Origin of the sequence: Streptomyces sp. NPDC002795 (assembly GCF_042888725.1) — a bacterium.
Lineage (GTDB): Bacteria > Actinomycetota > Actinomycetes > Streptomycetales > Streptomycetaceae > Streptomyces.
Genome location: NZ_JBIAQB010000008.1, coordinates 125887 through 152187, shown reverse-complemented (window position 1 = coordinate 152187; position 26301 = coordinate 125887). Strand labels below are relative to the sequence as shown.

The following is a 26301-nucleotide window of genomic DNA, read 5'->3' as shown; positions in this document are numbered from 1 at the left end:
AACCAGATGCATCTGCGCGAGAGCGCCGCGCAGCGTGAGCTGCGCCGCGAACTGAGGGCGTACTTCGCCTCCTTGATGCCCGAGGAGGAACGCCGCAGGGCCGGCGAGGAGGGCGTGGGCGGCAGCCGCTTCCGGGAGATCGTCGCGCGTCTCGGCGCCGACGGCTGGCTCGGCATCGGCTGGCCCACCGAGTACGGCGGACAGGGCCGCTCGGCCGAGGACCAGTACGTCTTCTTCGACGAGGTCCAACGGGCCGGACTGCCCTTCCCGTTCGTCACGGTGAACACCGTGGGCCCCACCCTCATGGCGCAGGGATCGGAGGAGCACAAGAAGCGTTTCCTGCCCGGCATCCTCGCCGGCGAGATCGTCTTCGCCATCGGCTACACCGAGCCGGAGGCCGGCACCGACCTCGCCTCGCTGAGCACCCGGGCGCGCCGCGACGGCGACTCCTTCGTGGTGGACGGCAGCAAGATCTTCACCAGCGGCGCCAACACGGCCGACTACATCTGGCTCGCCGCACGCACCGACCCGGACGCCCCCAAGCACAAGGGCATCTCGATCCTGATCGTGCCGACCGACGCCGAAGGATTCTCCTGGAGCCCGCTGCCGACCGTCGGCGGCATGGTCGTCACCGCGACCTACTACAGCGGCATCAGGGTCCCCGCCGATGACGTCGTGGGTGAGGTGGACGGCGGCTGGCGGCTCATCACCGCCCAGCTCAACCACGAACGGATCGGTCTCGCCGCGCTCGGCGGGCGCATGATCCAGCTCAGGGAGCGGGTCCTGGCCTGGGCCAGGGACAACGGGACGTACGAACTCCCCTGGGTGCGCGAGGAGTTCGCCCGGACGCACGCCCGTCTGGAGGCGATGCGGCTGATGAACTGGAAGATGACGGCCGCGGTCGCGAACGGCACGCTGACGGGCGCCGACGCCGGCGCCACGAAGGTGTACGGCACCGAGACACACATCGACGTACAGCGCTCGCTCACCCAGATCCTCGGCGCCGCCGGACGAATCCGGCCCGAGTCACCCGGCGCGGCCCTCGCCGGGCAGGTGGAACAGCTCTCCCGGCAGGGCATCGTGAACACCTTCGGCGGCGGCGTCAACGAGATCCTGCGCGACATGGTCGCAACCCAGGGCCTCGGACTGCCGCGGGCGGGGCGTGGCGCATGACGTCCGACGACACTGGTGAACTGCCCGACTACGAACAGCGCTTGCTGGCCTTCGTCGGAAGGGAACTGGCCGCGCGCACCCCGGGGCCCGACCCGGTCAACGAGCCGATGATCAGGCACTGGACCGCCGCCATGGGTGACACCAACCCCGTCTACACCGACGCCGCGGCGGCGCGGGCCACGGGCCGCGCGGACGTGGTGGCCCCCGCGTCCATGTGCCAGGCATGGACGATGCGAGGCTACGGAACGGCCACGGACGACGGGCGGCGCGGTTTCGACGAACTCGTCGCGCTGCTCGACGAGGGCGGCTACACCTCGGTCGTGGCCACGGACTCCGACTTCGAGTTCCTGCGCGAACTCGCCCCCGGCGACCGGATCGCCGTGCGCGAGACCGTCGAGTCGATCTCGACTCAGAAGCGCACCGGCCTCGGCACCGGACGCTTCGTCACGACCGTGAAGACGTACACCGACCAGGACGAGCGGACCGTCGCGACGCAACGCTGGCGCACCCTGCGCTTCCGGCCCGCCGGGGCTGGGGTGGCGGGGACCGGCGGGGCCGGGGTGGCGGACGCCGGCGGGGCCGGGGTGGCGGGCACCGGGGGACCCGAGATGGCGGGCACTGCTGGGGCCGGGGTGGCGGGCAGCGCCGGGATCGGGATGGCGGACATTGTCGGGGCCGGGGTGGCGGGCACCGGGGGACCCGAGATGGCGGGCACCGCTGGGGCCGGGGTGGCGGACACCGGCGGACCCGAGATGGCGGGCACTGCTGGGGCCGAGATGGCGGGCACCGCCGGGGCCGAGACGACGGGCAGCGCCGGGATCGAGGTGGCGGGCAGCGCCGGGATCGGGATGGCGGTCACCGGCGGATCCGAGGCGACGGGCACCGCTGGGGCCGGGGTGGCGGACACCGGCGGACCGGAGGCGACGGGCACCGCCGGGGCCGAGATGGCGGACACCGGCGGACCCGAGATGGCGGACACCGCCGGGGCCGAGATGGCGGACACCGCCGGGGCCGAGACGACGGACACCGCCGGTACCGAGACGACGGACACCGCCGGTACCGGGGTGGCGGTCACCGGCGGACCCGAGACGACGGGCACCGCCGGACCCGAGACGGCGGACACCCGCGCACCGCAGAGCGCGGACACCGCAGGCACCGCCCCGAAGGCGCCGCGCCCCCGCCCCGCCGTCAACCGGGACAACGCCTTCTGGTTCGAGGGGGCGCGCGAACACCGTCTGCTCATTCAGCGCTGCGCCGCCTGTGAGGTGCTGCGTCACCCGCCGGGCCCCTGCTGCCCCGCCTGCGGATCCCTTGAGTGGGACACCGTCGAGTCCGTGGGGCGCGGTGAGGTGTACAGCTTCGTGGTGAACCATCACCCCCGGCACCCCGCGTTCGACTTCCCGCACGTCGTCGCCGTCGTAGCGCTGGACGAGGGCACCCGGCTCATCGCCAATCTCACCGGCGTCACGCCCGAGGACGTGACGGTGGGCATGCGGGTGGTCCTCGACTGGTTCGACGCCGACCCCGACCTGACCCTGCCGGTCTTCCGGCCCGCCGAAGCGGAGGCCAACTGATGGATTTCTCCCTGGGAGAAGAGCTCGAAGCCGTACGGGACCTGGCACGGGAGATCTTCTCCGACCGGACGTCCCCCGAGCGGCTGCGCGCCGTGGAGACCTCGCAGAGCCGGGTCGACGAGAGGCTGTGGGCCGACCTCGCCGACGCCGGACTGGTCGGCGTCGCGCTGCCGGAGGCGGTGGGCGGCGCGGGGCTGGGCCCGGCCGGGCTGTGTGTGCTCCTGGAGGAGCAGGGCCGCAGCGTGGCACCCGTGCCCCTGTGGTCGACCCTGGTCGGCGCGCTCGCCGTCGCCGCGCACGGCGACGCCCGCACCCGCGCCCTGCTGCTGCCGCCGCTCGTCGCGGGCACGGCCCGACTGGCCCTGGCCCTTGAGGAGTTCGGCCCGGCCGACCCGCTGGCGCCCCAAACCTTCGCCGCATCGGCCCCGGGGGACGCCGCGCCCTGGCGGCTGACCGGGCAGAAGGCTGCCGTGCCCAGCCCGACCGGCGCCTCCCACGTTCTGGTCAGCGCCGACACGGGGGCCGGTACCGGCCTCTTCCTCGTCGCCGCCGACGCCGCAGGGGTGACCTGGGAGCACGCCGAGACGACCGACCACGATCTGAGCGGACACCTCACGCTCGACGGCGCCCCCGCCGAGGCGGTCGGCACCCCGGGTCAGGGGGCGGTCGAGTGGACCGTGCGGCTCGCGCACACCGCGCTGGCCGCGCTCCAACTCGGTGTCACCTCAGGCGCGTTGGGGCATGCCGCCGACCATCTGCGCGAGCGCAAGCAGTTCGGCCGCCCGCTCGCCACCTTCCAGGCGGTGCAGCACCAGCTGGCGGACTGCTACATCGACATCGACGCCCTGCGCGTCACCATGTGGCACGCGGTGGACGCCCTGTCCGGTGGGGAGGCAGACGAAGCGGAGCAGGAGTCCGCCGCCCTCGTCGCCAACTGGTGGGCATCCGAGGCGGGTCTGACCACCGTGCACCGGGTGCAGCACCTGCACGGCGGCATCGGCGTCGACACCGACTACCCCGTCCACCGGCACTTCCTGTGGGGGCGGCAGATCGCGTCCACCCTGGGCGGCGCCCGCGCCCAGCTCTCCCGGCTCGGCGACGTCCTGGCCCAGCCGGCGGTGGCCTCGTGACGCTCCCACCCACCCGGACGTACGGACAGGTGACCGTCGGCGAGCAGCTGCCCGACCTGCCGATCCCGCTGACCCGCACCTTGATCGTCGCCACGGCCCTCGCGAGCCGCGACTACCAGGACGTCCACCACGACCCCGAACTCGCCCGGCAGCGCGGCTCGAAGGACATCTTCATGAACATCCTGACCAGCAACGGACTGGTCGACCGGTACGTCACCGGCTGGGCGGGCCCGGCCGCCACCGTCACCGCGATCCGCATCCGGCTCGGCGCGCCCAACTACCCGGGAGACACGATGACGCTCAGCGGCGAGGTGCGCGCCCGGCACGACGACGGCCGCGTGGACATCGCCGTGACCGGCGCCAACAGCCTGGGCAACCATGTCACCGGCACCGTCACGGTGCGGCTGCCGAAGGAGGCGGCGCCGCGATGAGCACATACCCCCTGACGGGCACGGCGGCGATCGCCGGGATCGGCGCGACCGAGTTCTCCAAGAACTCCGGGCGCAGCGAACTCCAGCTCGCCTGCGAGGCGGTGCTCGCCGCGCTCGCCGACGCCGGGCTCGCCCCGTCCGAGGTCGACGGACTGGTCACCTTCACCGCGGAGACCAACTCCGAGATCCACCTCGCCCGCAACCTGGGCATGGGGGAGCTGACCTTCTTCTCCCGGATCGGCTACGGCGGCGGCGCGGGCTGCGCCACCGTCCAGCAGGCCGCCATGGCGGTCGCCACTGGGGCCGCCGAGGTCGTCGTCTGCTACCGCGCCTTCAACGAACGCTCCGGCGAGCGGTACGGTCTCGGCCAGGCCGACCGGGCGATGGACACGACCGCCGACCGGGCCGCGTACGCGTGGATGACCCCCTTCGGGCTGAGCACCCCCGCTCAGTGGGTCGCCATGTTCGCCCGCCGCTACCTCCACGAATACGGCGCCACCACCGAGGACTTCGGGAGGGTCGCCGTCGTCGACCGGGCGCACGCGGCGAACAACCCGGCGGCCTGGTTCCACGGCCGCCCCATCACCCTCGCCGACCACCAGGCGTCACGGTGGATCGCCGAGCCGCTGCGGCTGCTCGACTGCTGCCAGGAGACCGACGGCGGCCAGGCCCTCGTCATCGTCTCCGCCGAACGGGCCCGCGACCTGCCCCACCCGCCCGCGCTGATCCGCGGCGCGGCCCAGGGCCTGGGCGAGGACCAGCACATGATGACGAGTTACTACCGCCCCTCCATCACCGGCATCCCGGAGATGGGCCTGACCGGCCGTCAGCTCTACGCGCAGAGCGGTCTGTCCGCCGCCGACATGGACGCCGCGATCCTCTACGACCACTTCACCCCGCTCGTCCTGCCGCAACTGGAGGAACTCGGGTTCTGCGGCCGGGGCGAAGCGAAGGACTTCATCGCCGACGGCCATCTGGAACTCGGCGGCGCCCTGCCGACGAACACCCACGGCGGGCAGCTCGGCGAGGCGTACCTGCACGGCATGAACGGCATCGCCGAAGGGGTCCGCCTCGTGCGCGGCACCTCGGTGAACCAGCCCGACGACGTCGCCCACGTCATGGTCACCGCCGGCACCGGAGTGCCCACCAGCGGACTGATCCTCGGCGCGGACCGATGAACGTCTCCCCGTGGCGCGGCCACGACCTGGGTACCCGCACGGTCGCGTACACCGAACGCGACGCCATTCTCTACGCGTTGGCCGTGGGTGCGCCCGCGACCGCGCTCGACCTCGTCCACGAGGAGCGCCTGCGGGTGCTGCCCACCTTCGCGCTCACGCTCGCCCAGTGGGCCCCCGACGCACTCGGCGCCCTCGGTGCGTTCGACGTCACCACCGCCGTGCACGGGGCCCAACACCTCGTGGTGCGGCGGCCGTTGGACCCTGCGGGCGAGCTGACGACGCGGGCGCGGGTCACCGAGGTGTGGGACAAGGGATCCGCCGCGGTCTTCGAGGTGGAGGTCAGCGCCGAGAGCTTCGTCGCGACCTGGTCGCTGTTCGCGCCGGGCGGCGGCGGGTTCGGCGGGGAGCGCGGCCCCGCGGCCCCGTCCCGTCCCGCGGGCGGCACGGCACGCAGCCTGACCGTCGACACCCACGACCGGCAGGCCGCGCTCTACCGGCTGCTCGGTGACCGCCACGCCATGCACATCGACCCGGCCGCGGCCCGCGCCGCCGGGCAGCCCCGGCCCTTCCTGCACGGCCTGTGCGCGCTGGCCGCCACCACTCTGACCCTCGCACCCGCGCTGGGCGCGCACCCGGCCGACCTGACGGAGCTGCGGGCACGGTTCGCCGCGCCCGTCTTCCCGGGCGACCGGCTCGACGTGACGGCGCTGACCGACGGCGGCGGCGCGGCCCGCTTCGAGGCCTCGGCCGACGGACGCCGCGCCCTGTCGGGCGGCCTGGTCCGCTTCCACCCCGCCGCGCCCGCCGCCGAGCGGACCTTCCCGAAGGAGAACTCCCTTGCTTGACACCGCGAGCCGTGCGGCCGCAGCCGACCTGCTGCGGGCCGCCGAGGGCGACCGCAGCCCCATCGCCCCGCTCGTCGACACCTTCCCGGGCATCGACGTCGTCGACGCCTACGAGATCCAACTCCTCGGCATCCGCCGCAGGTTGGCCGACGGCGCGACGGTGCGCGGCCACAAGGTGGGGCTCTCCTCGAAGGTCATGCAGCGCATGATGGGCGTCGACGAACCGGACTACGGCCACCTGCTCGACGACATGGTGCTGACCGGGCCGACCGTCGACGCCTCCCGCTACTGCTTCCCCCGCGTCGAGGTCGAGATCGGCTACGTCCTCGGCAAGTCCCTGCCGGGGGAGGGCTGCACGACCGAGGACGTCCTCGCCGCCACCGACCACATCGTGCCGTCCCTCGAACTCATCGACAGCCGGATCTCCGACTGGCGGATCGGCCTGGCCGACACCATCGCCGACAACGCCTCGTCGGCCGGTGTGATCCTGGGCGACGCGCGGGTGGCGCCACGTGATCTGAACCCCGCGGACATCGAGGCGGTGCTGTACCAGGACGGTACGGAGATCGCCCGGGGCAACACCAGCGCCGTCCTCGGCGACCCCACGGAGGCGGTGGCCTGGCTCGCCCGCAAGGTCGCCTCGTTCGGTGTGCGCCTGGAGGCGGGGCACCTGGTGCTTCCGGGTTCGTGCACCCGCGCGGTCGACGTGCGCCCGGGGAACGAGTTCCGGGCGGACTTCGCGGGGCTCGGCTCCGTGTCGGCCCGGTTCACGTAGGGCCTGTCGATGGGATGAGGCCGCGTCCACTCAGCGGGACATCCCCACCGCGAAAACTGAAACGAATACTAGTTTTGTGCTCGCGGTGATCACTCCGAACACCGCACTCCACTCACCGACACACAGAGGGAGCCGCAGCATGAGCGCGACACAGACCCTGGCAGGGCGCACGGCGGTCGTCACCGGAGCGGGCGCGGGGCTTGGCCGGGCCGAGGCGCTGGCACTCGCCGCCCAGGGCGCCGACGTCGTCGTCAACGACATCGGGCAGGCCGCCGACGATGTGGTGGCCGAGATCCGCGCGCTGGGGTCCGGCGCCGTCGCGGTCACCGGGGACGTCGGCGACTGGGCCATGGGCGAGCGCCTGGTCGAAGCCGCCGTGGACACCTTCGGCGGCCTCGACATCCTCGTCAACAACGCGGGCGTGCTGCGCGACCGGATGCTCTTCAATCTCTCCGAGTCCGACTGGGACGATGTGATCCGCGTCCACCTCAAGGGCCACGCCGCCGTCTCGCGCGCCGCCGCCGTGCACTGGCGTGCCGCGAGCAAGGCCGCCGGCGGGCCCGTCTTCGGACGCGTCGTCAACACCTCCTCCGAGGCCTTCCTGTTCGGCGCCCCCGGCCAGCCCAACTACTCGGCGGCCAAGGCAGGCATCACCGCCCTGACCCTGGCCACCGCGCAGGGCCTGGCCCGCTACGGCGTGCGGGCGAACGCCATCTGCCCGCGCGCCCGCACGGAGATGACCGCCGACTCCTTCGGCACCGGGAACGGTCCCGAGGGCGGGCTCGACATCATGGCCCCGGAGCGCGTCGGCACCTTCGTCACCCACCTGGCGTCCCCGGCCGCGGACGGCATCAACGGCCAGGTGTTCGTCGTCTACGGCGACATGGTCGCCCTGATGGCCCCGCCGACCGTGGAGCACAAGTTCACCGCCGCCGACGGGGTGTTCACCGCGGCGGAACTCGACGCCCAGCTGACCCCGTACTTCGAGGGCCGCGACCCGTACCGCACGTACGCCGCGTACTCCGTGGCCGCGCTCGACACCACCGGCACCCAGCCCGCCGCCCACTAGGCCGTACCACGACAAGCAAGCACGACAAGCAGGAAGGAAGCCGATGCTCGACAAGGGTGTGTACGGGCCATGGGCCGTGATCGCCGGAGGGTCCGAGGGGGTCGGCGCCTCGTTCGCCCACCAGCTCGCGGACGCCGGTGTCAACCTGGTGCTCATCGCCCGCAAACCGGAGCCACTGGAGCGGACCGCCGACGACGCGCGGGCCCGCGGTGTCGAGGTGCGTACCCTCGCCCTCGACCTGCTCGCCACGGACTCTGTGGAGCGCATCCGCGAGGTCACCCACGACCTGGAGGTCGGCCTGCTGGTCTTCAACGCGGGGGCCAACAGTTACGGCCACGAGTTCGTCAGCGGCGACCTGGATCGCGTCCAAGGGGTACTCGACCTCAACATCACCGCCCAGCTGGCCCTCACCCACCACTTCGGCGCCCGGATGAAGGACAGGGGCCGGGGCGGAATCCTGCTCGTCGGCTCGCTCGCCGGTTACCTCGGACAGGCCACGATCAGCGTCTACTCGGCGGTGAAGGCGTTCGGCCGGGTCTTCGCCGAGGGACTGTGGCTCGAGCTCCAGCCACACGGCGTACACGTCCTCGAACTCGTGCTGGGCGTCACCCGTACCCCCGCCATGGAACGGGCCGGACTCCGCATGGACCTGCCCGGACTGCGGGTCGCCGAACCCGACGACGTCGCCCGCGAAGGACTGGAGAACCTCTCGAACGGCCCGGTCCTGGTGGCCGGAGGCAACGCGGCCACCGCCGAGGCACGCAGCGGCTTCCCCCGCGCGGACCTGGTGCGTGGCGCGCACGAGGCGTCCCGCCGACTGCTGCCCGACAAGGACAGCTGATGGGCAACGACGTTCTGGAATCCGTACGTTCCCTGCTGCCGGCCATCGAAGAGCGCGCGGTGGCCGCCGACGAGGCGCGCCGCATCCCCCGGAGCACGGTCGGCGAGCTCGTCGACGCGGGTGTCTTCCGGATGCTCCAGCCGCGCCGGTACGGCGGCCTGGAGGCCGATCCGGTGGACTTCTACGAGGTCGTCCGCACGATCTCCGCCGTGTGCTGTTCGACGGGCTGGGTGGCCTCGGTCCTCGGCGTGCACCCCTGGCAGCTCGCCCTCTTCCCCCGGCAGGCGCAGGAAGAGGTCTGGGGCGAGAACCCGGACACGTTGCTGTCGTCCGCCTACGCTCCCGTCGGCCGCCTCACCCCGGCGGACGGCGGCTATACGCTCAGCGGACGGTGGAGCTTCTCCTCCGGCTGCGAGCACGCCGAGTGGCTGCTCCTCGGCGCCCTCGTGGTCGGCGCGCAGGGCCGCCCGGTGGACTTCCTGACGGTCCTGGTGCCCCGGGCCGAATGCCGCGTCGAGGACGTGTGGGACGTGGTCGGGCTGCGCGGCACGGCGAGCAACGACATCCTCGTCGACAACGCCTTCGTGCCCGCGCACCGGGTGATCCGCAACTACGAGCAGGCCCAACTGCGGGGACCCGGACAGAAGGTCAACAAGGGCCCGCTGTACCGGCTCCCGTTCGGCACGGTCTTCACCAGCGCCGTGACCGCGCCGGTGCTCGGTGCGGTCGGCGGAGGGTACGACTCGTACGTCTCGCTGATGAAGGAACGGGTCAGGCTCAGCCTGGGCGGCGGGATGTTCGCGGAGGATCCCTTCGCGCAGGTGGCGATCGCCCGCGCCGCCTCCGACGTCGACGCGTCCGTGCTCCAGATGGACCGGAACCTGCGGGAGATGACGGAGCTCGCCGCGGCGGGACGGGAGATCCCGATGGAACTGCGGCTGCGCGCCCGGCGGGACCAGGTGCGGAGCACGGAGCGTGCGGTGGCCGCCATCGACCTGCTGTTCAAGACGGCGGGCGGCCATTCCCTGCGGCGCGGCAACCCCATCGAACGGGCCTGGCGGGACGCCCACGCCGGCAGTGTCCACGTCGCCAACGACGTCGAGCGGGCTCTGGCCATGTACGGCCGCGGCGCCTTCGGGCTGACCGTGGAGGACAATCTGGTCTGACCCTCGGGCATGTGTGAACAGCCCCTGAATCAGGGGCTGTTCACACATGCCCGAGGGTCAGTCGGTGGTCTTCTGCCGCGCCGCGTAGAACCGGGCGGGGACCTCGCCGCCACCGTGCACGGCCAGATCCGCGCCGTTGACGTACCCCGCGAGATCGCTGGCGAGGAGCAGACAGGCGCGCGCCACGTCCTCGGGCGCCGCCATCCGCCGCATCGGGACGACGTTCGCGACGGCGGCGCCGCCGTCCTCGCCGTAGACGGAAGCGGCGCTCTCGGTGCGGGTGAGGCCGGTGGTGATGTGATTGACCCGCACCAAGGGTGCCCACTCCAGGGCCAACGCCCGGGTCAGGGCGAGCAGTCCGGCCTTCGCCGCGGTGTAGGCGGCCGTGCCCGGCTGCGGGTCGTGTGCGGAGACACTGCCGATGTTGATGACGATCCCGCCGCTGTCCTGCTCCCGCATGACCTTGTTGGCCGCCTGCGCGACATAGAACGGGCCGAGAAGGTTCAGCGCGACGATCTTCTCCACGAAACGCGGAGAGACGGTGGCCGCGTCGGCGTCGGGGGAGCCGCCCGCGTTGTTGACGAGGACGTCGAGGCGGCCGAAGCGCTCCACGACCGCGTTCACCAGTCGGGCCGTCGCGTCCGCGTCGCGTACGTCGCAGGGGAGGAACACGGCCTCACGGCCGCCCACGCGAGGCGGTGAGGTCGGGGCGCCGCGCCCGCACACGGCGACCTGAGCGCCCGCGGACAGGAACGCCTCTGCCGTCGTCGCGCCGATTCCCTTGGTGCCACCGGTGATCAGGACCACGCGTCCGGTGAAGTCCAGGGGGCTGCCGATGTCCATTGCGTGGATACACCTTTCCGTACGGATGGAGGTTCATCGAGCGGTGGCAGCGCCGGCCGCCGTCCCCCGCACCCCGCTGCGCAGCAGGGCCGGGGACTCCGGGCGGCCGTCGAGGACCCGGTTGGTGCGGGTGGTCACCCGCCAGCCGTCCGGGGAGCGGCGCAGCTGCCAGTGGTTCGCGGTGGCCCGGCGGACCACGTACTGGCCGTCGTCGTGCACGACCATCAGTGAATGGGCCACGGCGACGGCCGTGTCCCCGTCCACCGTGACATGCGCCGGTCCGACGACGTGTGCGCATCCGCCCCGTATCCAGCCCTGGTGTGCGGCGGACCGCACCATGGAGCGGATCTCGCTCCGGTCGCCGAGGTAGAGCTCGTCGATGTCGTACACACCGTCCGGTTCCCACAGCTCGGCGACCTCGTCGGCGGCGCCACTGTCGACGAGCGGTCCGTACGACGCCATGAGGCGGGCGATGTCCCGCTCGTCCTCAAGTCGGCGCAGCCTTGCCTCCAGCGCGGCCATCGGGTCGTCGGTCACGGTTACTCCTTCGAAGGTCAGGGGCGCGGGAGCGCCAACTCGGCGAGTGCCTCGGCCTGTTCGACGTAGTGGGTGGCCGATTCGGCGGCCAGCGACACGCTCACCAGCGTCGCCCCCGCCTCCGTGGCTCTGCGCAGGGCCGCCTCGGTCCGTGCCCGGTCGCCGGTCGGGTCCAGTGGCCTGCCGGCGCTGAGCACCACCTCGAAGCCTTCGGGCAGTTCGGCCTCGGCGAGCATCGCGCCCAACCGGTCCAGCGGCAGCCCGAACGGAACCCACCCGTCACCGAGCGACACGGCCCGGCGCAGCGAGCGCCCGGTACGTCCCCCGATCCACAGCGGCACGCGCTCCTGCACGGAATGCGGCTCCACCACGAAGCCCTCATAGGCGAAGTGCTCGCCGTGGTACGAGGGTTGACGACGCGACAGGCCGGCGCGCAGCGCGGCGAGCGCGTCGTCGGCGATCGCCCCACGCCCCTCGAACTCGGCGCCGATGAGGTCGAACTCCTCCTGGAGACTGCCCACGCCGAGCCCAAGGACCAGCCTGCCGCCCGACACCCGGTCCAGTGTTCCGTAGCGCTTCGCGATGGCGAGCGGATGGTGGTACCCGAGCACCAGGACCTGGGTGGCGAACCGGATGTGCCGGGTGCGCGCGGCGAGATGGCCGAACGTCGCCAGGGGATCCCAGTACGTGCCCCCGCGCTGCTCCGCGATGTCCGCCGGGACCGCCACATGCTCCGAACAGGTCAGATGGTGGAAGCCCAGGCGGTCGGCGGCTTCCGCGATCGTCGCGAGTTCCTCGATCCCCGCGGCGCGTTCCCACGGCGAATGCGCCCCGGGTACGGCAGTGACCACGGGGCTCGTAATTCCTAGTCGCATGACACCTCTCTGCGCGGCTCGACTGACGGCCTTCATCCCATCGGCTCCGGTCACACCTGAACGGCGCGCCGGAGCACCTTGCCCGTCGCGTTGCGCGGCAGGCCCTCGGTGGTGATCCGCCACTGGCACGGCACCTTGAAGTGGGCCAACTCCCGCTCCGCGTGGGCGCGCAGCCCCTCCTCCGTGACGTCGGCGCCCTGCTCGGTCACCACCACGGCCGCCACCACCTGCCCCAGGTCCGGATTGGGGACGCCCAGCACCACGCACTCCCGGACACCCGGGTACGCGGCGACGACGGCCTCGATCTCCGCCGGATACACGTTCTCGCCGCCCCGGATGATCAGGTCGGAGCGGCGGCTGACCAGCCGCAGCCGCCCGTCCGGGTCGAGCCGCCCGAGGTCACCGGTGCGCAGCCAGCGGTCGGCGTCGATCGCGTCCTCGGTGGCCTGCGCGTCACCCCAGTAACCCAGCATGTTGTACGCGCTGCGCACACACACCTCGCCCTCCTCCCCGGTCGGCAGCACCTGCCCGAGCGGGTCACGGATCTCCAGGCTGACGCCCAGGACGGGGCGGCCGAGCGTTCCGGGGGCCTCGACGAGGTCCTGCGGGCTCGCAGCGGCGATCCCCGTGCAGGACTCGGTCAGGCCGTAGCTGTCGACGAGGGAGTCGCGGGCGAAGGGCAGACCGGTGCGCAGCCGCTCCTTGAACTCGACGGAGGACGGGGCGGAGGCCAGCGAGAACGAGGTCAGCGACGAGGTGTCGTAGTTGCCGGCCCCACCGTGCTCCAGCATGCGGTGGGCCATCGTGGGCACCGCGCCCCAGTTGGTGACGCGCTCCCGCTCGACCATGGACAGGACGGCGTCCACGTCGAAGGAGCCCTGGTGCAGGGCGACCTTGCTGCCGGTGGCGAGCCGCGGCACCGCGAGATTGTGCAGGCTGGCGATGTGGAACAGCGGCAGGACCAGCAGGTAGACGCGGTCCTCGGGTGCCAGCGGGTCACCGAAGCGCCCCAGCACCGCGTCGTTGAGCCGGTGGTACTCCACGACGGACAGGAGGTTGCGGTGGGTGTGCACGGCGCCCTTGGGCCGCCCGGAGGTGCCGGACGTGTAGAGGATGACCGCCGGATCGTCCTCGGCCACGTCGGCGCTGGGCAGCGGCGCTTCGGGATACTTGGAGGTCAGCCGGGCGATGTCGTCCTCGACGGACAGCAGGGGCACCCCGCAGTCATCGAGCCGCGCATGCCGCTTGGCGTCGGCGACGATCACCGACGGAGTCGCGTTCTCGACTCCCTGGGCCAGTTCGCGCGGTGACCACCAGGCGTTGAAGCCGACGGCGACCGCGCCGATCGACACCGTCGCCCAGAACGTCACGATCCACTCGGGGCAGTTGGCCGCCGCGATGGCGACCCGGTCGCCCTTGCCGACCCCGTACTCCTCGCGCAGCGCCTGCGCCAGGGAGGCCACTTGGGCGGCGTGCGCGGCGAAGGTGATCCGGCGGTCGGCCGTGACGATGTAGTCGCGTTCACCGTGGTGCACGGATTCGTGCACCACTTCGTGCAGCGCCCGTCGTCGCCGCGCGAACACCGGCAGCCGGGCGCCCAGTACGTCCTCCGGGACGAGTTCGAACGGGCCGCCGGGGCCGGTGAGTTCGGCGTAGACGGTGTGGGCGGCGATGGTGCGCTGGTCCTGGTCGCTCGTCATTGAGGACTCCTCGGGGGCGTCGGGGGACTCCACTCGGATCACGGTCGAGCCAGTCTCGGCCCGAAACGCCCGCCCGGACCCCACCGGTTCCGGTCACTGGGACACCGGCTCCGTGGCGTGAACGCCGCCCTCCCGGTGAGTGGGACGCCGTGCCTCGGCGGTGTGTCGTGGCCGTAGTTTTCCGGCACACGTCCCGGGGCCGGTACCGCCCTTCAGCGACGCGCACGTCCACCGCTCCCTCCCCTCCGACAAAGGAACGCGATGGCACTGAACCTGAATCCGTCCCATGGCGCGGTACCCAAGCGCCACGTGTTCACCGTGCTCGTCCTGATCATCCTCTTCTCGGAGATCGCGACGTTCGAGCTCATCATGGTCTACCCCGCCCTCCCGGACATGGCGGAGGAGCTCGGGACCCTGCACATCGCCTGGACCGCCTCGATCCTCACGCTCGCCGGGGCGACCGTTCAACCGCTCGTCGGCAAGGCCGCCGACAAGTGGGGCAAGAAGAACGTCGTCGTCTGGCTCGGCGTCGTGTTCATACTCGGCAGCGTCGTGTGCGCCCTCGCGACGTCGTTCCCGATGATGCTGGTCGGGCGGTCGCTCCAGGGCTGCCTCGTCGGCATCGTCACGCTCTCCTACAGCCTGGTCCGCGACATCATGCCGCGTGACTTCGTGCCGATCGCACTGGGCACCGTCGTCACCGGAATCGGCATGTCGGCCCTGTTCGGGCCCTTCCTGGCCGGCTGGCTCATCGACAGCTTCGGCTACCACGGAGTCTTCTGGTTCCTCGCCCTCTACGTGGCGGTCCTGATGCCCGTCTACGCGGCGCTGGTGCCGGAGAGCGACATCCGGGTCGACCGGCCCATCGACTACCTGGGGACCGTGCTGATGGGGCCCGGGATCGCCGTGCTGCTGCTCGGCGTCACCCAGGGAACCGAGTGGGGCTGGACCTCCGGACTCACCCTCGCCTGCCTGATCGCCGGTGTCGCGATGCTGGCCGCGTTCGTGTGGTGGGAGCGTGTCTGCCGGCACCCGCTGATCGACATGCGCGTGCTGTTCGGCAGGAAATTCGGTGCCACCATCCTGGCCGTCGTGTGCGTGTCGTACATGATGAACGCGAACGCGCTGATCGGCCCCACGCTGTTCAGGACGCCGGACAACGTGCCGGGAATCAGCTACGGCGCCGGACTGACGGCGCTCGAATACGCCCTGTGGACCTGCCCGTTGGGGATCGCGGCCATGGTCGTCGGCCCGCTCGGCGGCTATCTGTCCAAGAAGGCCGGAGCCCGCAACGTACTCATCGCCGCCGCGTTGCTGTTCCTCGCGGGCATGTACTTCGGCTCCCAAATGTTCACTGTGCAGTGGCAGGTGGGGCTGATGGCCCTGACCATCGGGTGCGGCAACGGCTTCCTGCACTCCTCGAACGCGAATCTGCTCCAGGACGCGCTGCCCGCCTCGCAGAGCGGCGTCGGCAACTCGATCGGCGGCATGAGCACCCTGCTGACGGCCGCCATCGCCACCGCTGTCACCGGCACGGTCATGTCGCAGCACGTCCTGCGGGTCGACCCGAAGACCCATTCCGTGCTGTACGCGGACAGCGCCCTCACCAACGCCTACGGATGGGCCGCGGCCGTCGGCGCGGTGGGCCTGCTGATCGCCCTGTTCATGAAGCACGGCCGGGCGCCCGCGCAGGGCGGCCTGGCCGAGCAGGAGGACGTGCGGCTGGTGGACGACGTGGATGCGGCCGCGCCGAAGCCCGTCGGCTGAGTGTCCACGGGGCGCCGGGACCTTCGGGCCCCGGCGCCCTCTCACGCGTCGGGACCGGCGACGGGCGGCTGCAAAACATCGAAATCCCCGAGGCTCAGCGACACGGTGAAGACCCGCGAGCACAGCCGCCAACCACCGTCCGTACGACGCCAGTTGTCGTCGTACTCACCGCAGCACTCGTAGAAGCGACCGGCCCGTTCACCGGCCCCCTGGTGCAGGACGCGGGCGTACGTCAGCGACCGGGCGCTGTCGCCTTCGACCGTCACCCGATGGTTGCCGAGCAGATGCTGGGACGGACCGCAGCCGCCCAGGTGCGCCCTGACGTTGGCGACGATCGCGTCGGGGCCGGTACGTCCGTATCCCGTGGCGTCCGGGGTGAAGGCGGCGGCGAGGCCCCCCCAGTCCCTGGTGTCGAGCGCCTCGGCGAGCCGGGCGAGCGCCTCGATGATCTGCTGCCGGTCGTCGGTGTCGGTCATCGGAATCCCGTCGGTCGGGGGGCGGCCAGGAGCAGGGAACAGGCCATGCGGAGGTTCTCGTCGGCCTGGTCGGGGGTGATGTTCTCGTTGAGCCTCGACTGCAACACCCCGTACCAGAGCAGGATCAGCAGCCGCAGCCGCGCCGACTGGTCCTCGGTGGGAGGGTCGGCGCCCCAGGCACGGGCCAGCAGGTCGGCGAACCCGGTGTCGACGCGGGCCAGGTCGGGGACCGTGCCGGCGCGGGCGGCGTTCGACGACTGGATCATCGCCGTCGCGAGCGCGGGGCGTCGCAGCAGGTTGCGAGTGGCGCGGACCAGGGCGTCGAGGACGGCGTCCTCGGGGCGGTCGGGAGCGGCGGGAGCGGGTGGCCGCGCCGCCCCGAACTCCTCGATCTGCTCGGCCATGGCGGCGGTGAACAGGTGTGTCTTCGAAGGGAAGTAGCGGTACAGCGTGCCGATCGCCACCCCGGCGCACCGGGCCACCTCCTGCATCTGCACCCCTTCGAGCCCCGTGTCCGCCGCCATGTCGGAGGCGACCCGCAGGATGCTCTGCCGGCGTGCGTGCTGCCGCGGCGAACTCGGTTCCGCACCCGGCCTGGCCGACGCGATTCTGGGCACGCTGCTCCTCCAGGTGGCAGGTTCCACGGACGGACACGCAGCCTACGGAGCACACGGCACCGGATCGTTCCCCTGTCCCACTCACCGGTGGACGCCCCTCGGGGGCCGCCGCCGCGTGCCTACGGTGCGGTGCGCCCATCGACAGCAGGCGCCCATCGACCGAGGGAGAATCCATGCCACGCAAAGTCGTCGTCACGGGGTCCGGATCCGGGATCGGGGCGGCTCTCACCGCCCTGCTGCGCGCCCAGGGGGACCAGGTGATCGGGGTCGACCTGCGGGGCGCGGACATCACGGCAGACCTCTCGACTCCCGGCGGCCGGGCGGGAGCCGCCGAAGCCGCACGCGAGGCCGCCGACGGGGTGGTGGACGCCGTCGTCACCTGCGCGGGCACCTCCGTCCCCGGCGAGCCGCTGGTAGCGGTCAACTACTTCGGCACCACCGAGTTCGTGACGGCCCTGCGGTCGGCGCTCGCCGCGTCCGAGCGGCCCCGCGTGGTGGTCTTCGCCTCCATCTCCGCCACACAACCCGTGGACGAGGACATCGTCGCCGCCTGCCTCGCGGCCGACGAGCCGGCGGCCCTGACACACGCGAGGAAGGCCATCGGCGACGGCCGGGAGCGTCGGCTCTACCCCTCGTCGAAGGCGGCACTCGCGCAGTGGCTGCGGCGCACGGCCGTCGCCCCCGGCTGGGCGGACGCCGGGATCCCCGTGAACGCCGTCGCGCCCGGCATCGTCCTCACCCCCATGAGCGCGGACCTGTTCGACGACCCGCAGATGAAGGCCGTCATGGACACCGCCGTCCCGATGCCACTCAACGGCTACATGCGGCCGGACGTCGTCGCGCGCGCCGCGATGTTCCTCGCGTCCGAGGACAACAGCCACATCACCGGGCAGGTGCTGTACGTGGACGGGGGCGCGGAGACGACCCTCCGCGGCCCGAAGGCGTTCTGACCCGGCTCCCGGTGAGTGGGATGCCGGGCGGCGACAGTGAACCGCCGACCGTAGCGTCGCCCCACCTGAAGCGACTGGCACGGGCGCGTTCCCCATGCCGAACCGAGGAGGAACCAGTCATGACCACCAACGGGACACCCGATGTCCTGGCCCCCGCCTCGCTCGGCCCCGTCGAGCTGCGCAACCGTGTCATCAAAGCGGCGACGTACGAAGGGCTCAGCCATCGCTCGCTCGTCACCGAGGACCTCGTCGACTTCCACGTCGGCTACGCCCGCGGCGGCGTCGGCATGACCACCGTCGCGTACTGCGCCGTGGCCAAGGAGGGGCGCACCGACCGGCACCAGATCCACTGGACCGACGAGGCGATGCCGGGACTGCGCAAGCTCACCGACGCGGTGCACGCGCACGGCTCGGCCGTCTCCGCGCAGATCGGGCACGGCGGGCCCGTCGCCAACCCCAAGGCCAACGGCGCGCCCGCCCTCTCCCCGTCGAAGCACTTCCACGCCACCACGCTGAGCTGGGCCAAGGAGGCGTCCGTCGCGGACATCAAGCGCGTCACGGAGGCCCACGCCGAGGCCGCGCGGCGGGCGATCGAGGCGGGCTTCGACGCCGTCGAGGTCCACCTCGGCCACAACTACCTCGCCAGCTCCTTCCTCAGCCCCAAGATCAACCACCGCACCGACACGTACGGCGGCAGCCTGGAGAACCGCGCCCGGCTCTCCCGCGAGATCATGCGGGCCGTCCGCGACGCGGTGGGCGGCCGCATCGCGGTCATCGCGAAGATGAACATGGACGACGGCGTCCCCGGCGGCTTCTGGCTTGACGAGGCGATCCCCGTCACCCAGTGGCTCGAACAGGACGGCACCGTCGACGCGTTGGAGATGACCGCGGGCAGCTCCCTCCTCAACCCGATGTACCTGTTCAAGGGGGACGCGCCGCTCCGCGAGTTCGCCGCGGTCATGCCGCAGCCGATCAAGCTGGGTGTGCGGGCCGTCGGCAAGAAGTTCCTGCACAGCTACCCCTACCGGGATGCCTATCTGCTGGAGGACGCCCGCCAGATCAGGGCCGCGGTGAAGCTGCCGATGATCCTGCTCGGCGGCATCACCGACAAGGCGGCCATGGACCTCGCCATGCGCGAGGGATTCGAGTTCGTGGCGATGGCCCGCTCCCTGCTGCGCGAACCAGATCTGATCAACCGCATCCAACAGGACGCCGACACACCGTCGTTGTGCATCCACTGCAACAAGTGCATGCCGACCAACTTCACCGGCACCCGGTGCGTCCTGGTCGACCGCGACACCACCCGCCGCGCGACCTGGGGCAAGCCCGAGGGATACGTGGCATAGCCGAGTCATCGAGCGAACGGTGAGGGGCGAGACGTGACGACGAGGGGAGAGGCGTGAAACAGAACATGGATGCCGTGGCACTCGCCGCGGCGATCAGGAACGGCGAGCGCGAGGCCGGGGACGTCGTCGAGGAGGCCATCACCCGGATCGAGAAGCTCAACCCCCGGCTCAACGCGGTGATCCACACCTGTTTCGACGCGGCGCGCGCGGAGGTCGCGGCAGGTCTGCCCGACGGACCGCTGCGTGGCGTGCCCGTCCTCGTGAAGGACCTCAACATGGAGGTCCGCGGCCTGCCCGCGGCCGGTGGCAGCAGACTGTTCGCCGAGTACGTCGCGAGCCGCGACAGCGAGCTGGTCGCCCGCTACCGGCGTGCGGGCATGGTCGTCCTCGGCACCACCAACACCCCCGAACTGGGCCTCAACGCCGGCACGGAGCCCGCACTGCACGGACCCACCCGCAATCCATGGAGCCACGCCCACTCATCAGGCGGATCCAGCGGCGGCTCGGCAGCGGCGGTCGCGGCCGGGATGGTCCCGGTCGCGCACGCCAGCGACGGCGGCGGATCGATCCGCATCCCGGCCGCCGCCTGCGGCCTTTTCGGCCTCAAGCCCAGCCGCGGCCGCGTCTCCCCCTACCCGAGGCCGACCACGCTCTCGGGGCTCGTCTCCGGGCACCACGCGCTCACCACCACCGTCCGCGACAGCGCCGCGCTGCTCGACATCGCCGCGGGGCAGCTCCCCGGTGACGCCTACGCGGCACCGACGCCGGAGGCCTCCTTCACGGAGCTGGCAGGACGCGACCCGGGCACCCTGCGGATCGGCCTCGTCACCGCTCTGCCGGACGGCCCCGACGTACATCCCGAGTCGGCCGCGGCCGCGCGCGACGCCGCCCGGTTGTGTGCCCGACTCGGCCACGAGGTAACGGAGTTGGCGGCCCCCTACCGCCCGGCCGAGGTCGCCGCCGCGTCGGCGGTACTGATGGGTGGCGACCTCGTGGCCCAGATCGACACACGCCTGGAGCAGTTGGACCGCCCCCTCGCGGAAGACGACCTGGAACCCTTCACTCACCTCCTGTACGAGCACTACCGCACGCTTTCCGCCGCCGACGTCAGCCGTGCGCTCCGCGCGGTCCAGGAGTTCGGCTGGTCGGTGGGTGCCACGTTCCGCACACACGATGTGCTCCTCACGCCGACGCTGGCGCGGCCCACGCCCCGCCTCGGCGTCCTCGACACCTCCCGACCCGAGTCGATCTACGAACACGCGGCGGTGTACTCCGCGTTCACGAGCGTCCACAACGTCACGGGGATGCCCGCCATGTCGGTCCCGTTCGGACGCGACGCCGAAGGGCTGCCACTGGGCGTACAGTTCGCCACCGACCTCGGCGGAGAGGGCCGACTGCTCGCCCTGGCAGCCCAGTTGGAGGCAGCGGCACCGTGGCCCCTCACCGCCCCTGACCAGTCTCCTGCGGACGGCTCCTGACCATCGGACCGGTACGCCTGTGCTCAGCGCAGCCCCCGCGGCATGTTCGTGTACCGGTGCTCGTCGCGGCGCAGCCAGCCCGGTGCCGCCATCGTGCCGCCGTCCAGGTTCAGCGTCGTACCGGTCATGAAGCGGGACTGCTCGGACAGCAGGAACACCGCCGCGTCGCCGTGGTCCGCCGGGTGCCCGAAGCGGCCCACCGGAACCCATTTGCCCACGTGGTCCTGGTACTTGGCGGCGGTCGACGCCCACATCGGGGTCTGCGGTGTGTCGGTGAGGTCGGGCGCGATGCCGTTGACGCGGATGCCGTACTGGCCGACCTCCGCGGCCAGCGACGCCGTGAACGCGACGGCGGCCGCCTTGAACGCCCCGTACACCGCGCTGCCGGGAATGCCCCGCTGCCCTTCCACGGACGACAGGTTGACGATGCCGCCGCGCCCGCGCTCCACCATCGCGGGCAGGAACGCGCGCGTCACCCGCAGGATGTGCAGGAAGTTCAGCTCGTACATGTCCTGCCAGTCCTGCTCCCCGCTGGTGAGGAACGGGCCGGAGGGGCGGAAGTCGCCCACGTTGTTCACCAGGAAGTCCGGCGCACCGGCCGCTTCCACCAAGGCATCGATGGTGGCTCGTGAACGAATGTCCCCGATCACGACCGCCGCCTCGGGGGAGCCGTCGCCGAGCGCCGCCTCCGCCGTCGCCCGCGCCGCGTCGCCGTCCGTGTCGCACAGCACCACGCGCGCCCCGTGATACGCGAGCGCCCGGACGATGCCCGCGCCGATGCCGAGCGCCCCGCCCGTCACCACGGCGGTCCGCCCGCCGAACAGCGGGCAGTTGGGGTCGCGCGGCAGCGCGGACGGCAGTTCGGGGGCGGGCGGGGGAGTGAGGTACTCGGTCATCGGGACAGGCCCACCTTCGCGGCGCAGGCCGTCATCTCCTCGACGAACGCGTCCAGGGACGTCGCGCGCCGGGACCCGGACAGCACGAGCCGGTCGGCGCCGAGCGACGCGGCCCACTCCGTCTTCTCCGCCGCGCGCGGCAGCGTCGCCCCCAGCGTCAACTCCACCTCACCGGGATCCCGTCCGGCTTCCCGCGCCGTCTCCCGTACGAGGGTGATGGCCGTGGTCAGTTCATCGCCGGCCAGGCCGAGGGGCTGGAAGCCGTCACCGAGGCGTCCCGCCCGGCGGGCCGCCGCCTCGGAGTGGCCGCCGATGTGCAGGGGCACGGCGCGGCCCGCGTGCGGCTTGGGGTAACTGTGCGCGCCTTGGACCGCGTAGAACTCGCCCTGGAAGGACAGTCCTTCGGGCGAGGTCGACGCCCACAGCTGACGCATCAGCCGGATCGACTCGTCCGCCACCTTGCCGCGCCGCGCGAAGTCGCCGCCACAGGCCTCGATCTCCTCGCGCATCCAGCCGAGCCCCGCACAGATCCGCAGCCGGCCCCCGCTCAGCCGGTCCAGCGTGGCCAGACGCTTGGCGAGCACGAAGGGGTTGTGGTTCGGCAGCACGAGCACGCCGGTCGAGAGGCCGAGGCGCTCGGTGCCGGCGGCGAGAAAGGCGAGCAGTTCGAGCGGGTCGGGGTAGGCGAGATCGTTGGGCAGGGGCAGCCGGCCGTCGGGCGCGTAGGGGTATCGGCTCTCGGTGTCACTGATCACGACGGCGTGCTCCACGGCGGAGACCGACTCGAAGCCGAGCGCTTCGGCGTGCCGGGCCAGGCGCAGCACATCGGCGGGCTCACCGAGGACGCCTAGGTCGACGGGGAGGACGACGGAGTACTTCATGAGCTCTCCTGTGGGGACGGGTGTCTGCGAGGGATGGGCAACGTAGGGCGGGAACGCGCATGGAGGAACCGGGCCGTCGGCTCACGCCCCGGGCGGCCGCGCCTCGCGGGCGCGCTCGCGCAGCGTGACCTTGTCGACCTTTCCGGCCGCGTTGTGCGGCAGGGCGTCGACGGGGACGAAGGCGCGCGGCACCTTGAAGTTGGCGAGCCGCTGCCGTGCCCAGCCGGTCAGCTCCGCCGTATCGATCCCGGTGTCGGCCGCCGCGACGCAATACGCGACACCGACCTCGCCGAGCCGTTCATCGGGCGCGCCGACGACGGCCACGTCGGCGATGGCCGGATGGCCGCGCAGTGCCTGTTCGATCTCGGCCGGGTAGGCGTTGAAGCCGCCGACCAGGAACATGTCCTTGAGCCGGTCGGTGATCGTCAGGAAGCCGCGCTCGTCGAGGCGCCCGACGTCCCCGGTGCGCAGCCAGCCGTCGGCGTCGATCGCGGCGGCGGTGGCATCCGGGTCGTCCAGATAGCCGCGCATCACCTGGTACCCCCGGATCAGCACCTCGCCCTCGCCGTCGGCGAACCGGCCGGTCGAGGCGTCGATCCGGATCTCGGTGCCGGGCATCGCGGGCCCGGCCGTGTGGGCGAGGGTGTGCGCGCCCTCGGCGGGCGGGCAGATGGTGGCGAAGCCGTTCGTCTCGGTGAGCCCGTACGCGGTGAACACGGTGTGAGCGCCGAGCCCGCGGATCTGCTCGATGAGACTGGTGGGAATGTTGGACGCGCCGGTCCCCGCCATGCGCAGCGACGACAGGTCGTGGGCGGACCGCTGCGGGTGGTTCAGCAGGGAGAGGAACACCGTCGGCGCGCCGGTGAGCACCGAGACACGGTCATGCGCGATCCGCTCAAGGACCCGGGTCGCGTCGAACACCGGCTCCGGCAGCACCGTGGCGCCCGTCAACAGGCAGGCCACGAATCCCGCCTTGTACCCGAACGTGTGGAAGAACGGGTTGACCAGCAGATACCGGTCACCGAACTGCAAGGTCACCGTCCGCGCCCAGTCCCGGGAGGCCCGCACCACCTGTCCGTGCTCGCCGATCACCCCCTTGGGGCGGCCCGTGGTGCCCGAGGTGAACAGCAGGTCGCTCGGCGCGTCCGGGGCGACGGACGCCGACCGTTCCTCGCGCTGCTCGGAGGTGACGGCGTCGCCGGAGGCGAGGAACGTGTCCCACTCGCCGTCGTCGTGCAGGGCCACCACCCGTTCCAGGGAAGGCAGTTGATGGCCTTCCGCGAGTTCGGTGCGGTAGTCGCGGCCCAGGAAGTCGTGCTCCGTCAGCAGCACACGGGCACGCGCCCGACGCAGGATGTCGGCGGCCTCCGCGGCGCGGTAACGGGTGTTGACCGGGACGAGGACGCCGCCCGCGGCGAACGCGCCCAGCGCGGCGATCACCCACCGGTCGCTGTTGGACGCCCAGACGCCGACCGATTCGCCCGGCCGCAGCCCCTGCGCCATCAGGGCGCGCGCGGCCCGGTCCACCTGGTCGCGCAGGGTACGGAACGTCCAACGGGCCCCCCGGAACGTGAGAGCCTCCGTGTCTCCGTGGGCGTCGGCCGCCCAGTCGGCGAGACGCGCCAAGGTGTGCGGGCCGCCCATGTGTTGTCGTCCTCCCGGTCGCCGTGGCAGTGCAGAGCATCAGGCGATCGGAGCGTGCCATGCGGGAGAGAGGGGAGCAGTGGAATGTTCCCGGTGAGTGGGATGAAAGGCGGTTCGGGCCAATCCACGGCCTCACGGAGTTCGCATTACCTGTGACAGTTCCCGACCACGGAGGGTCCCGGGAAGCAGTCGTACACATCGGCAGCAATCCATCAGGCCGTCCGGACCTGGAGGCGCTGGTGGGGACCCCAATGCTGCACTGGCTGGTCGGACGGCTCGGGCACCCTTCCGGAACCTCGGATGCGGCGTCCGAGCCATCCGGCATGACCATCGGCAGCCCTGTCGAGGAGGTGATGGACGGACGGGACGCGACGCTCGCCGTCGGCATGAACGGACAGACCCGTGCTGGGTCAAGCGGGAGTGGGCCCGGCGCGCGCCCGTCAAGACACGGTCCCGTATCGACACACCAAAACCCTTCGCCCGCCCGAAGCCAGGCACCGTCATGGTCGCCGGCGTCGCCACACCCTCACGGTCCGGGTCACCGACCGCACCGGCGAGACGCAGACAGCCAAGCGCTCCCCGACCGTCCCCGACGGAGCCTCCGGCCGGCACTCGGTCGTCGTCACGGTCGACGACCGAAGTCACGAAGACTCCCGCACCACCAACTCCGTGTCGAGCACGAGCCGGGTGCGAACAACGGCCGGGTTCCCGATCTCGCGCAGGAGGGTGCGCGCGATCGTGCCGCCGATCTCCTCCGTGGGTTGGCGGACCGTCGTGAGCGGCGGGTTGGTGTGGCGGGCGAGGTAGGAGTCCTCGAATCCGACGACCGAGACGTCCTCCGGCACGCGGAGCCCCTGGGCGCGCAGTTCGAGGAGAACGCCCGCGGCCATCAGGTCGGAGGCGGCGAACACCGCGTCCAGGTCCGGGGTGCGTTCAAGTAGCGAACGCATCGCGACGCGGGCCCCCTCCTCGGTGAAGTCCCCGACCGCGACCAGGTGTTCCTCGTCCGGGATGCCCGCCTCGACGAGCGCTTCCCGGTACCCGCGCAGCCGGCTGCGGCCGACCTCCATGTCCTGCGGGCCCGCGACCGTGGCGATACGGCGCCGGCCGCGGTCCAGGAGATGGCGGACGGCGGTGGCCGCCCCGCCCCGGTTGTCGGCGCAGACGTAACTGAGCGGGTCGTCCTCGCGGCGGCGGCCCGCGAGGACCGTCGGCAGGCCGGCCGACTCCAACAGGCCCGGCAGGACGTCGTGTTCGTGCACCGAGACCAACAGCACGCCGTCGACCCGGCGTTCGGCGACGGACTGGGTGAGCTGGTCACGTTCCGCCTGGTCACGGACGAGCGTCAGCTGGAGCTGGGTGTGCGTGTCGGCGAGCGCGGCGCTCACCCCGCGGATCACGGCCGAGAAGTAGGGCTCGGAGCCGAGCCGGCTCTCGGACTCGGGGATGACCAGGGCGACCGCGTTGGTCCGGCTGGTGACCAGGCCACGAGCGACCGAATTGGGAACGTAGCCCAGCTCCGCGATGGCGCTGAGCACGGCCTCCCGCGCCTTCTCGCTGACCAGCTCCGAGCCGTTCACCACGCGGGACACGGTGGTGCGCCCGACACCCGCCCGCGCCGCCACGGTCTTGATGGTCGGCCGGGGTCCGGGCGCCCTGCCCGGTTCGGGGTCCGGGCCCTCGCCCCGCTCGCGGCCCGTCGCTTCTCGTGTGGTGTCGCCACTCATCGTTCCGGATCCTCCAATTCCCCTTCAGGGCGGCCCTGTTGAGTCTTCCGACCCGCCCGGCCCCCTCCCGGCCTGCGCATTCTGCCAGTTGCCGCCCCGATTCCGCCCGCTCGGTGACCCCTTTCCGGAAGCGTCCGTCGATAACGAGGTGGAAACGAGCTGGATTCGACTTCTTGACACGGGAGTTGTCGGCCGCCAGTCTTCCAGCAACTCAGTGGGCACGTTCCCACCAACTCTTCAGCAGGCTCTCCAGAGACCGCGAACCTTGTTCGCCGACCTCCGGAAAACCCGCTCTGAGCTGGGAACTTGATGGTGCCTGCCGCGGGCGGCCGGGCTTCGGGCCGACTCGTGCCACCGGTGCGTCGGCGCCGTCTCAGGGAGG

General features: G+C 71.9%; 24 protein-coding genes and 1 pseudogene. 15 read left to right on the top strand and 10 right to left on the bottom strand.

Going from position 1 to position 26301, the window contains the following annotated elements; genetic code table 11:
• Positions 1-6: 6 nt before the first annotated feature.
• The 10 genes from ACFYWS_RS24520 to hsaA all read left to right on the top strand — a co-directional run bounded on the left by ACFYWS_RS24520 (position 7) and on the right by hsaA (position 10182).
• Positions 7-1173, top strand: coding sequence for an acyl-CoA dehydrogenase family protein (locus ACFYWS_RS24520; protein ID WP_389280118.1), 1167 nt, complete (start codon positions 7-9; stop codon positions 1171-1173).
• Positions 1170-2747: a MaoC family dehydratase N-terminal domain-containing protein gene (locus tag ACFYWS_RS24515; protein ID WP_389280116.1), complete on the top strand. Its 1578-nt coding sequence runs from the start codon at positions 1170-1172 to the stop codon at positions 2745-2747. Before ACFYWS_RS24520 ends, ACFYWS_RS24515 begins: the two co-directional genes overlap by 4 nt.
• A complete protein-coding gene (locus tag ACFYWS_RS24510; RefSeq protein WP_389280114.1) occupies positions 2747-3877 on the top strand; it encodes an acyl-CoA dehydrogenase family protein in 1131 nt (376 codons plus the stop codon). The genes ACFYWS_RS24515 and ACFYWS_RS24510 overlap by 1 nt, the downstream gene beginning before the upstream one ends.
• Complete coding sequence (locus ACFYWS_RS24505; RefSeq protein WP_389280112.1) at positions 3874-4308, top strand: MaoC family dehydratase; 435 nt, start codon at positions 3874-3876, stop codon at positions 4306-4308. The genes ACFYWS_RS24510 and ACFYWS_RS24505 overlap by 4 nt, the downstream gene beginning before the upstream one ends.
• The gene (locus ACFYWS_RS24500; protein WP_389280110.1) at positions 4305-5486 is read left to right on the top strand and encodes a lipid-transfer protein; all 1182 of its coding nucleotides are present in this window, start codon (positions 4305-4307) and stop codon (positions 5484-5486) included. Before ACFYWS_RS24505 ends, ACFYWS_RS24500 begins: the two co-directional genes overlap by 4 nt.
• Positions 5483-6331, top strand: coding sequence for a MaoC/PaaZ C-terminal domain-containing protein (locus ACFYWS_RS24495; RefSeq protein WP_389280108.1), 849 nt, complete (start codon positions 5483-5485; stop codon positions 6329-6331). The genes ACFYWS_RS24500 and ACFYWS_RS24495 overlap by 4 nt, the downstream gene beginning before the upstream one ends.
• On the top strand, positions 6324-7106 hold the full coding sequence (locus ACFYWS_RS24490) for a 2-keto-4-pentenoate hydratase (RefSeq protein WP_389280106.1): 783 nt from the start codon (positions 6324-6326) through the stop codon (positions 7104-7106). The genes ACFYWS_RS24495 and ACFYWS_RS24490 overlap by 8 nt, the downstream gene beginning before the upstream one ends.
• Before the next feature lie 139 nt (positions 7107-7245).
• The gene (locus ACFYWS_RS24485) at positions 7246-8175 is read left to right on the top strand and encodes a 3-oxoacyl-ACP reductase (protein ID WP_389280104.1); all 930 of its coding nucleotides are present in this window, start codon (positions 7246-7248) and stop codon (positions 8173-8175) included.
• A 43-nt stretch (positions 8176-8218) separates the two neighbouring features.
• Complete coding sequence (locus ACFYWS_RS24480; RefSeq protein WP_389280102.1) at positions 8219-9016, top strand: SDR family NAD(P)-dependent oxidoreductase; 798 nt, start codon at positions 8219-8221, stop codon at positions 9014-9016.
• On the top strand, positions 9016-10182 hold the full coding sequence (gene hsaA, locus ACFYWS_RS24475; protein WP_389280100.1) for a 3-hydroxy-9,10-secoandrosta-1,3,5(10)-triene-9,17-dione monooxygenase oxygenase subunit: 1167 nt from the start codon (positions 9016-9018) through the stop codon (positions 10180-10182). The genes ACFYWS_RS24480 and hsaA overlap by 1 nt, the downstream gene beginning before the upstream one ends.
• Before the next feature lie 57 nt (positions 10183-10239).
• Here the strand turns inward: hsaA and ACFYWS_RS24470 are convergent, their stop codons facing one another.
• The 4 genes from ACFYWS_RS24470 to ACFYWS_RS24455 form a co-directional block, all read right to left on the bottom strand.
• Positions 10240-11025 carry an SDR family oxidoreductase gene (locus ACFYWS_RS24470; RefSeq protein ID WP_389280098.1) on the bottom strand — a complete coding sequence of 262 codons (786 nt, stop codon included), beginning with the start codon at positions 11023-11025 and terminating at the stop codon, positions 10240-10242.
• Between the two features lie 33 nt (positions 11026-11058).
• On the bottom strand, positions 11059-11562 hold the full coding sequence (locus ACFYWS_RS24465; protein WP_389280096.1) for a nuclear transport factor 2 family protein: 504 nt from the start codon (positions 11560-11562) through the stop codon (positions 11059-11061).
• 17 nt (positions 11563-11579) lie between these two features.
• The gene (locus ACFYWS_RS24460; protein WP_389280094.1) at positions 11580-12413 is read right to left on the bottom strand and encodes a TIGR03619 family F420-dependent LLM class oxidoreductase; all 834 of its coding nucleotides are present in this window, start codon (positions 12411-12413) and stop codon (positions 11580-11582) included.
• A gap of 74 nt (positions 12414-12487) precedes the next feature.
• Complete coding sequence (locus tag ACFYWS_RS24455; protein WP_389280092.1) at positions 12488-14137, bottom strand: AMP-binding protein; 1650 nt, start codon at positions 14135-14137, stop codon at positions 12488-12490.
• A gap of 261 nt (positions 14138-14398) precedes the next feature.
• Here ACFYWS_RS24455 and ACFYWS_RS24450 point away from each other — a divergent pair, with 261 nt between their 5' ends.
• A complete protein-coding gene (locus ACFYWS_RS24450) occupies positions 14399-15904 on the top strand; it encodes an MFS transporter (protein WP_389280090.1) in 1506 nt (501 codons plus the stop codon).
• Between the two features lie 41 nt (positions 15905-15945).
• Here the strand turns inward: ACFYWS_RS24450 and ACFYWS_RS24445 are convergent, their stop codons facing one another.
• A complete protein-coding gene (locus ACFYWS_RS24445) occupies positions 15946-16380 on the bottom strand; it encodes a nuclear transport factor 2 family protein (RefSeq protein WP_389280088.1) in 435 nt (144 codons plus the stop codon).
• Complete coding sequence (locus ACFYWS_RS24440) at positions 16377-16997, bottom strand: TetR family transcriptional regulator (RefSeq protein ID WP_389280086.1); 621 nt, start codon at positions 16995-16997, stop codon at positions 16377-16379. The genes ACFYWS_RS24445 and ACFYWS_RS24440 overlap by 4 nt, the downstream gene beginning before the upstream one ends.
• Positions 16998-17170: 173 nt before the next feature.
• On the opposite strand from ACFYWS_RS24440, the gene ACFYWS_RS24435 reads away from it, so the two are divergent.
• The 3 genes from ACFYWS_RS24435 (at position 17171) to ACFYWS_RS24425 (ending at position 20771) form a co-directional block, all read left to right on the top strand.
• Positions 17171-17947 carry an SDR family oxidoreductase gene (locus ACFYWS_RS24435; RefSeq protein WP_389280084.1) on the top strand — a complete coding sequence of 259 codons (777 nt, stop codon included), beginning with the start codon at positions 17171-17173 and terminating at the stop codon, positions 17945-17947.
• Positions 17948-18066: 119 nt separating this feature from the next.
• On the top strand, positions 18067-19293 hold the full coding sequence (locus ACFYWS_RS24430; protein WP_389280082.1) for an NADH:flavin oxidoreductase: 1227 nt from the start codon (positions 18067-18069) through the stop codon (positions 19291-19293).
• Between the two features lie 53 nt (positions 19294-19346).
• On the top strand, positions 19347-20771 hold the full coding sequence (locus tag ACFYWS_RS24425) for an amidase (RefSeq protein ID WP_389280080.1): 1425 nt from the start codon (positions 19347-19349) through the stop codon (positions 20769-20771).
• Between the two features lie 23 nt (positions 20772-20794).
• Here ACFYWS_RS24425 and ACFYWS_RS24420 read toward each other — a convergent pair whose 3' ends face one another.
• The 3 genes from ACFYWS_RS24420 to ACFYWS_RS24410 form a co-directional block, all read right to left on the bottom strand.
• Positions 20795-21667, bottom strand: coding sequence for an SDR family NAD(P)-dependent oxidoreductase (locus tag ACFYWS_RS24420; protein WP_389280078.1), 873 nt, complete (start codon positions 21665-21667; stop codon positions 20795-20797).
• A complete protein-coding gene (locus tag ACFYWS_RS24415; RefSeq protein WP_389280076.1) occupies positions 21664-22548 on the bottom strand; it encodes an LLM class F420-dependent oxidoreductase in 885 nt (294 codons plus the stop codon). The genes ACFYWS_RS24420 and ACFYWS_RS24415 overlap by 4 nt, the downstream gene beginning before the upstream one ends.
• A gap of 81 nt (positions 22549-22629) precedes the next feature.
• Positions 22630-24192 (bottom strand): FadD3 family acyl-CoA ligase, encoded by a 1563-nt coding sequence (locus tag ACFYWS_RS24410; RefSeq protein WP_389280074.1) that lies wholly within the window; start codon positions 24190-24192, stop codon positions 22630-22632.
• Between the two features lie 305 nt (positions 24193-24497).
• Here ACFYWS_RS24410 and ACFYWS_RS24405 point away from each other — a divergent pair.
• Positions 24498-24825 (top strand): annotated as a pseudogene (locus ACFYWS_RS24405) (molybdopterin-binding oxidoreductase); the annotation flags it as partial.
• An 8-nt stretch (positions 24826-24833) separates the two neighbouring features.
• On the opposite strand, the gene ACFYWS_RS24400 reads toward ACFYWS_RS24405, so the two are convergent.
• Positions 24834-25919 (bottom strand): LacI family DNA-binding transcriptional regulator, encoded by a 1086-nt coding sequence (locus ACFYWS_RS24400; RefSeq protein WP_389280072.1) that lies wholly within the window; start codon positions 25917-25919, stop codon positions 24834-24836.
• Positions 25920-26301: the final 382 nt, after the last annotated feature.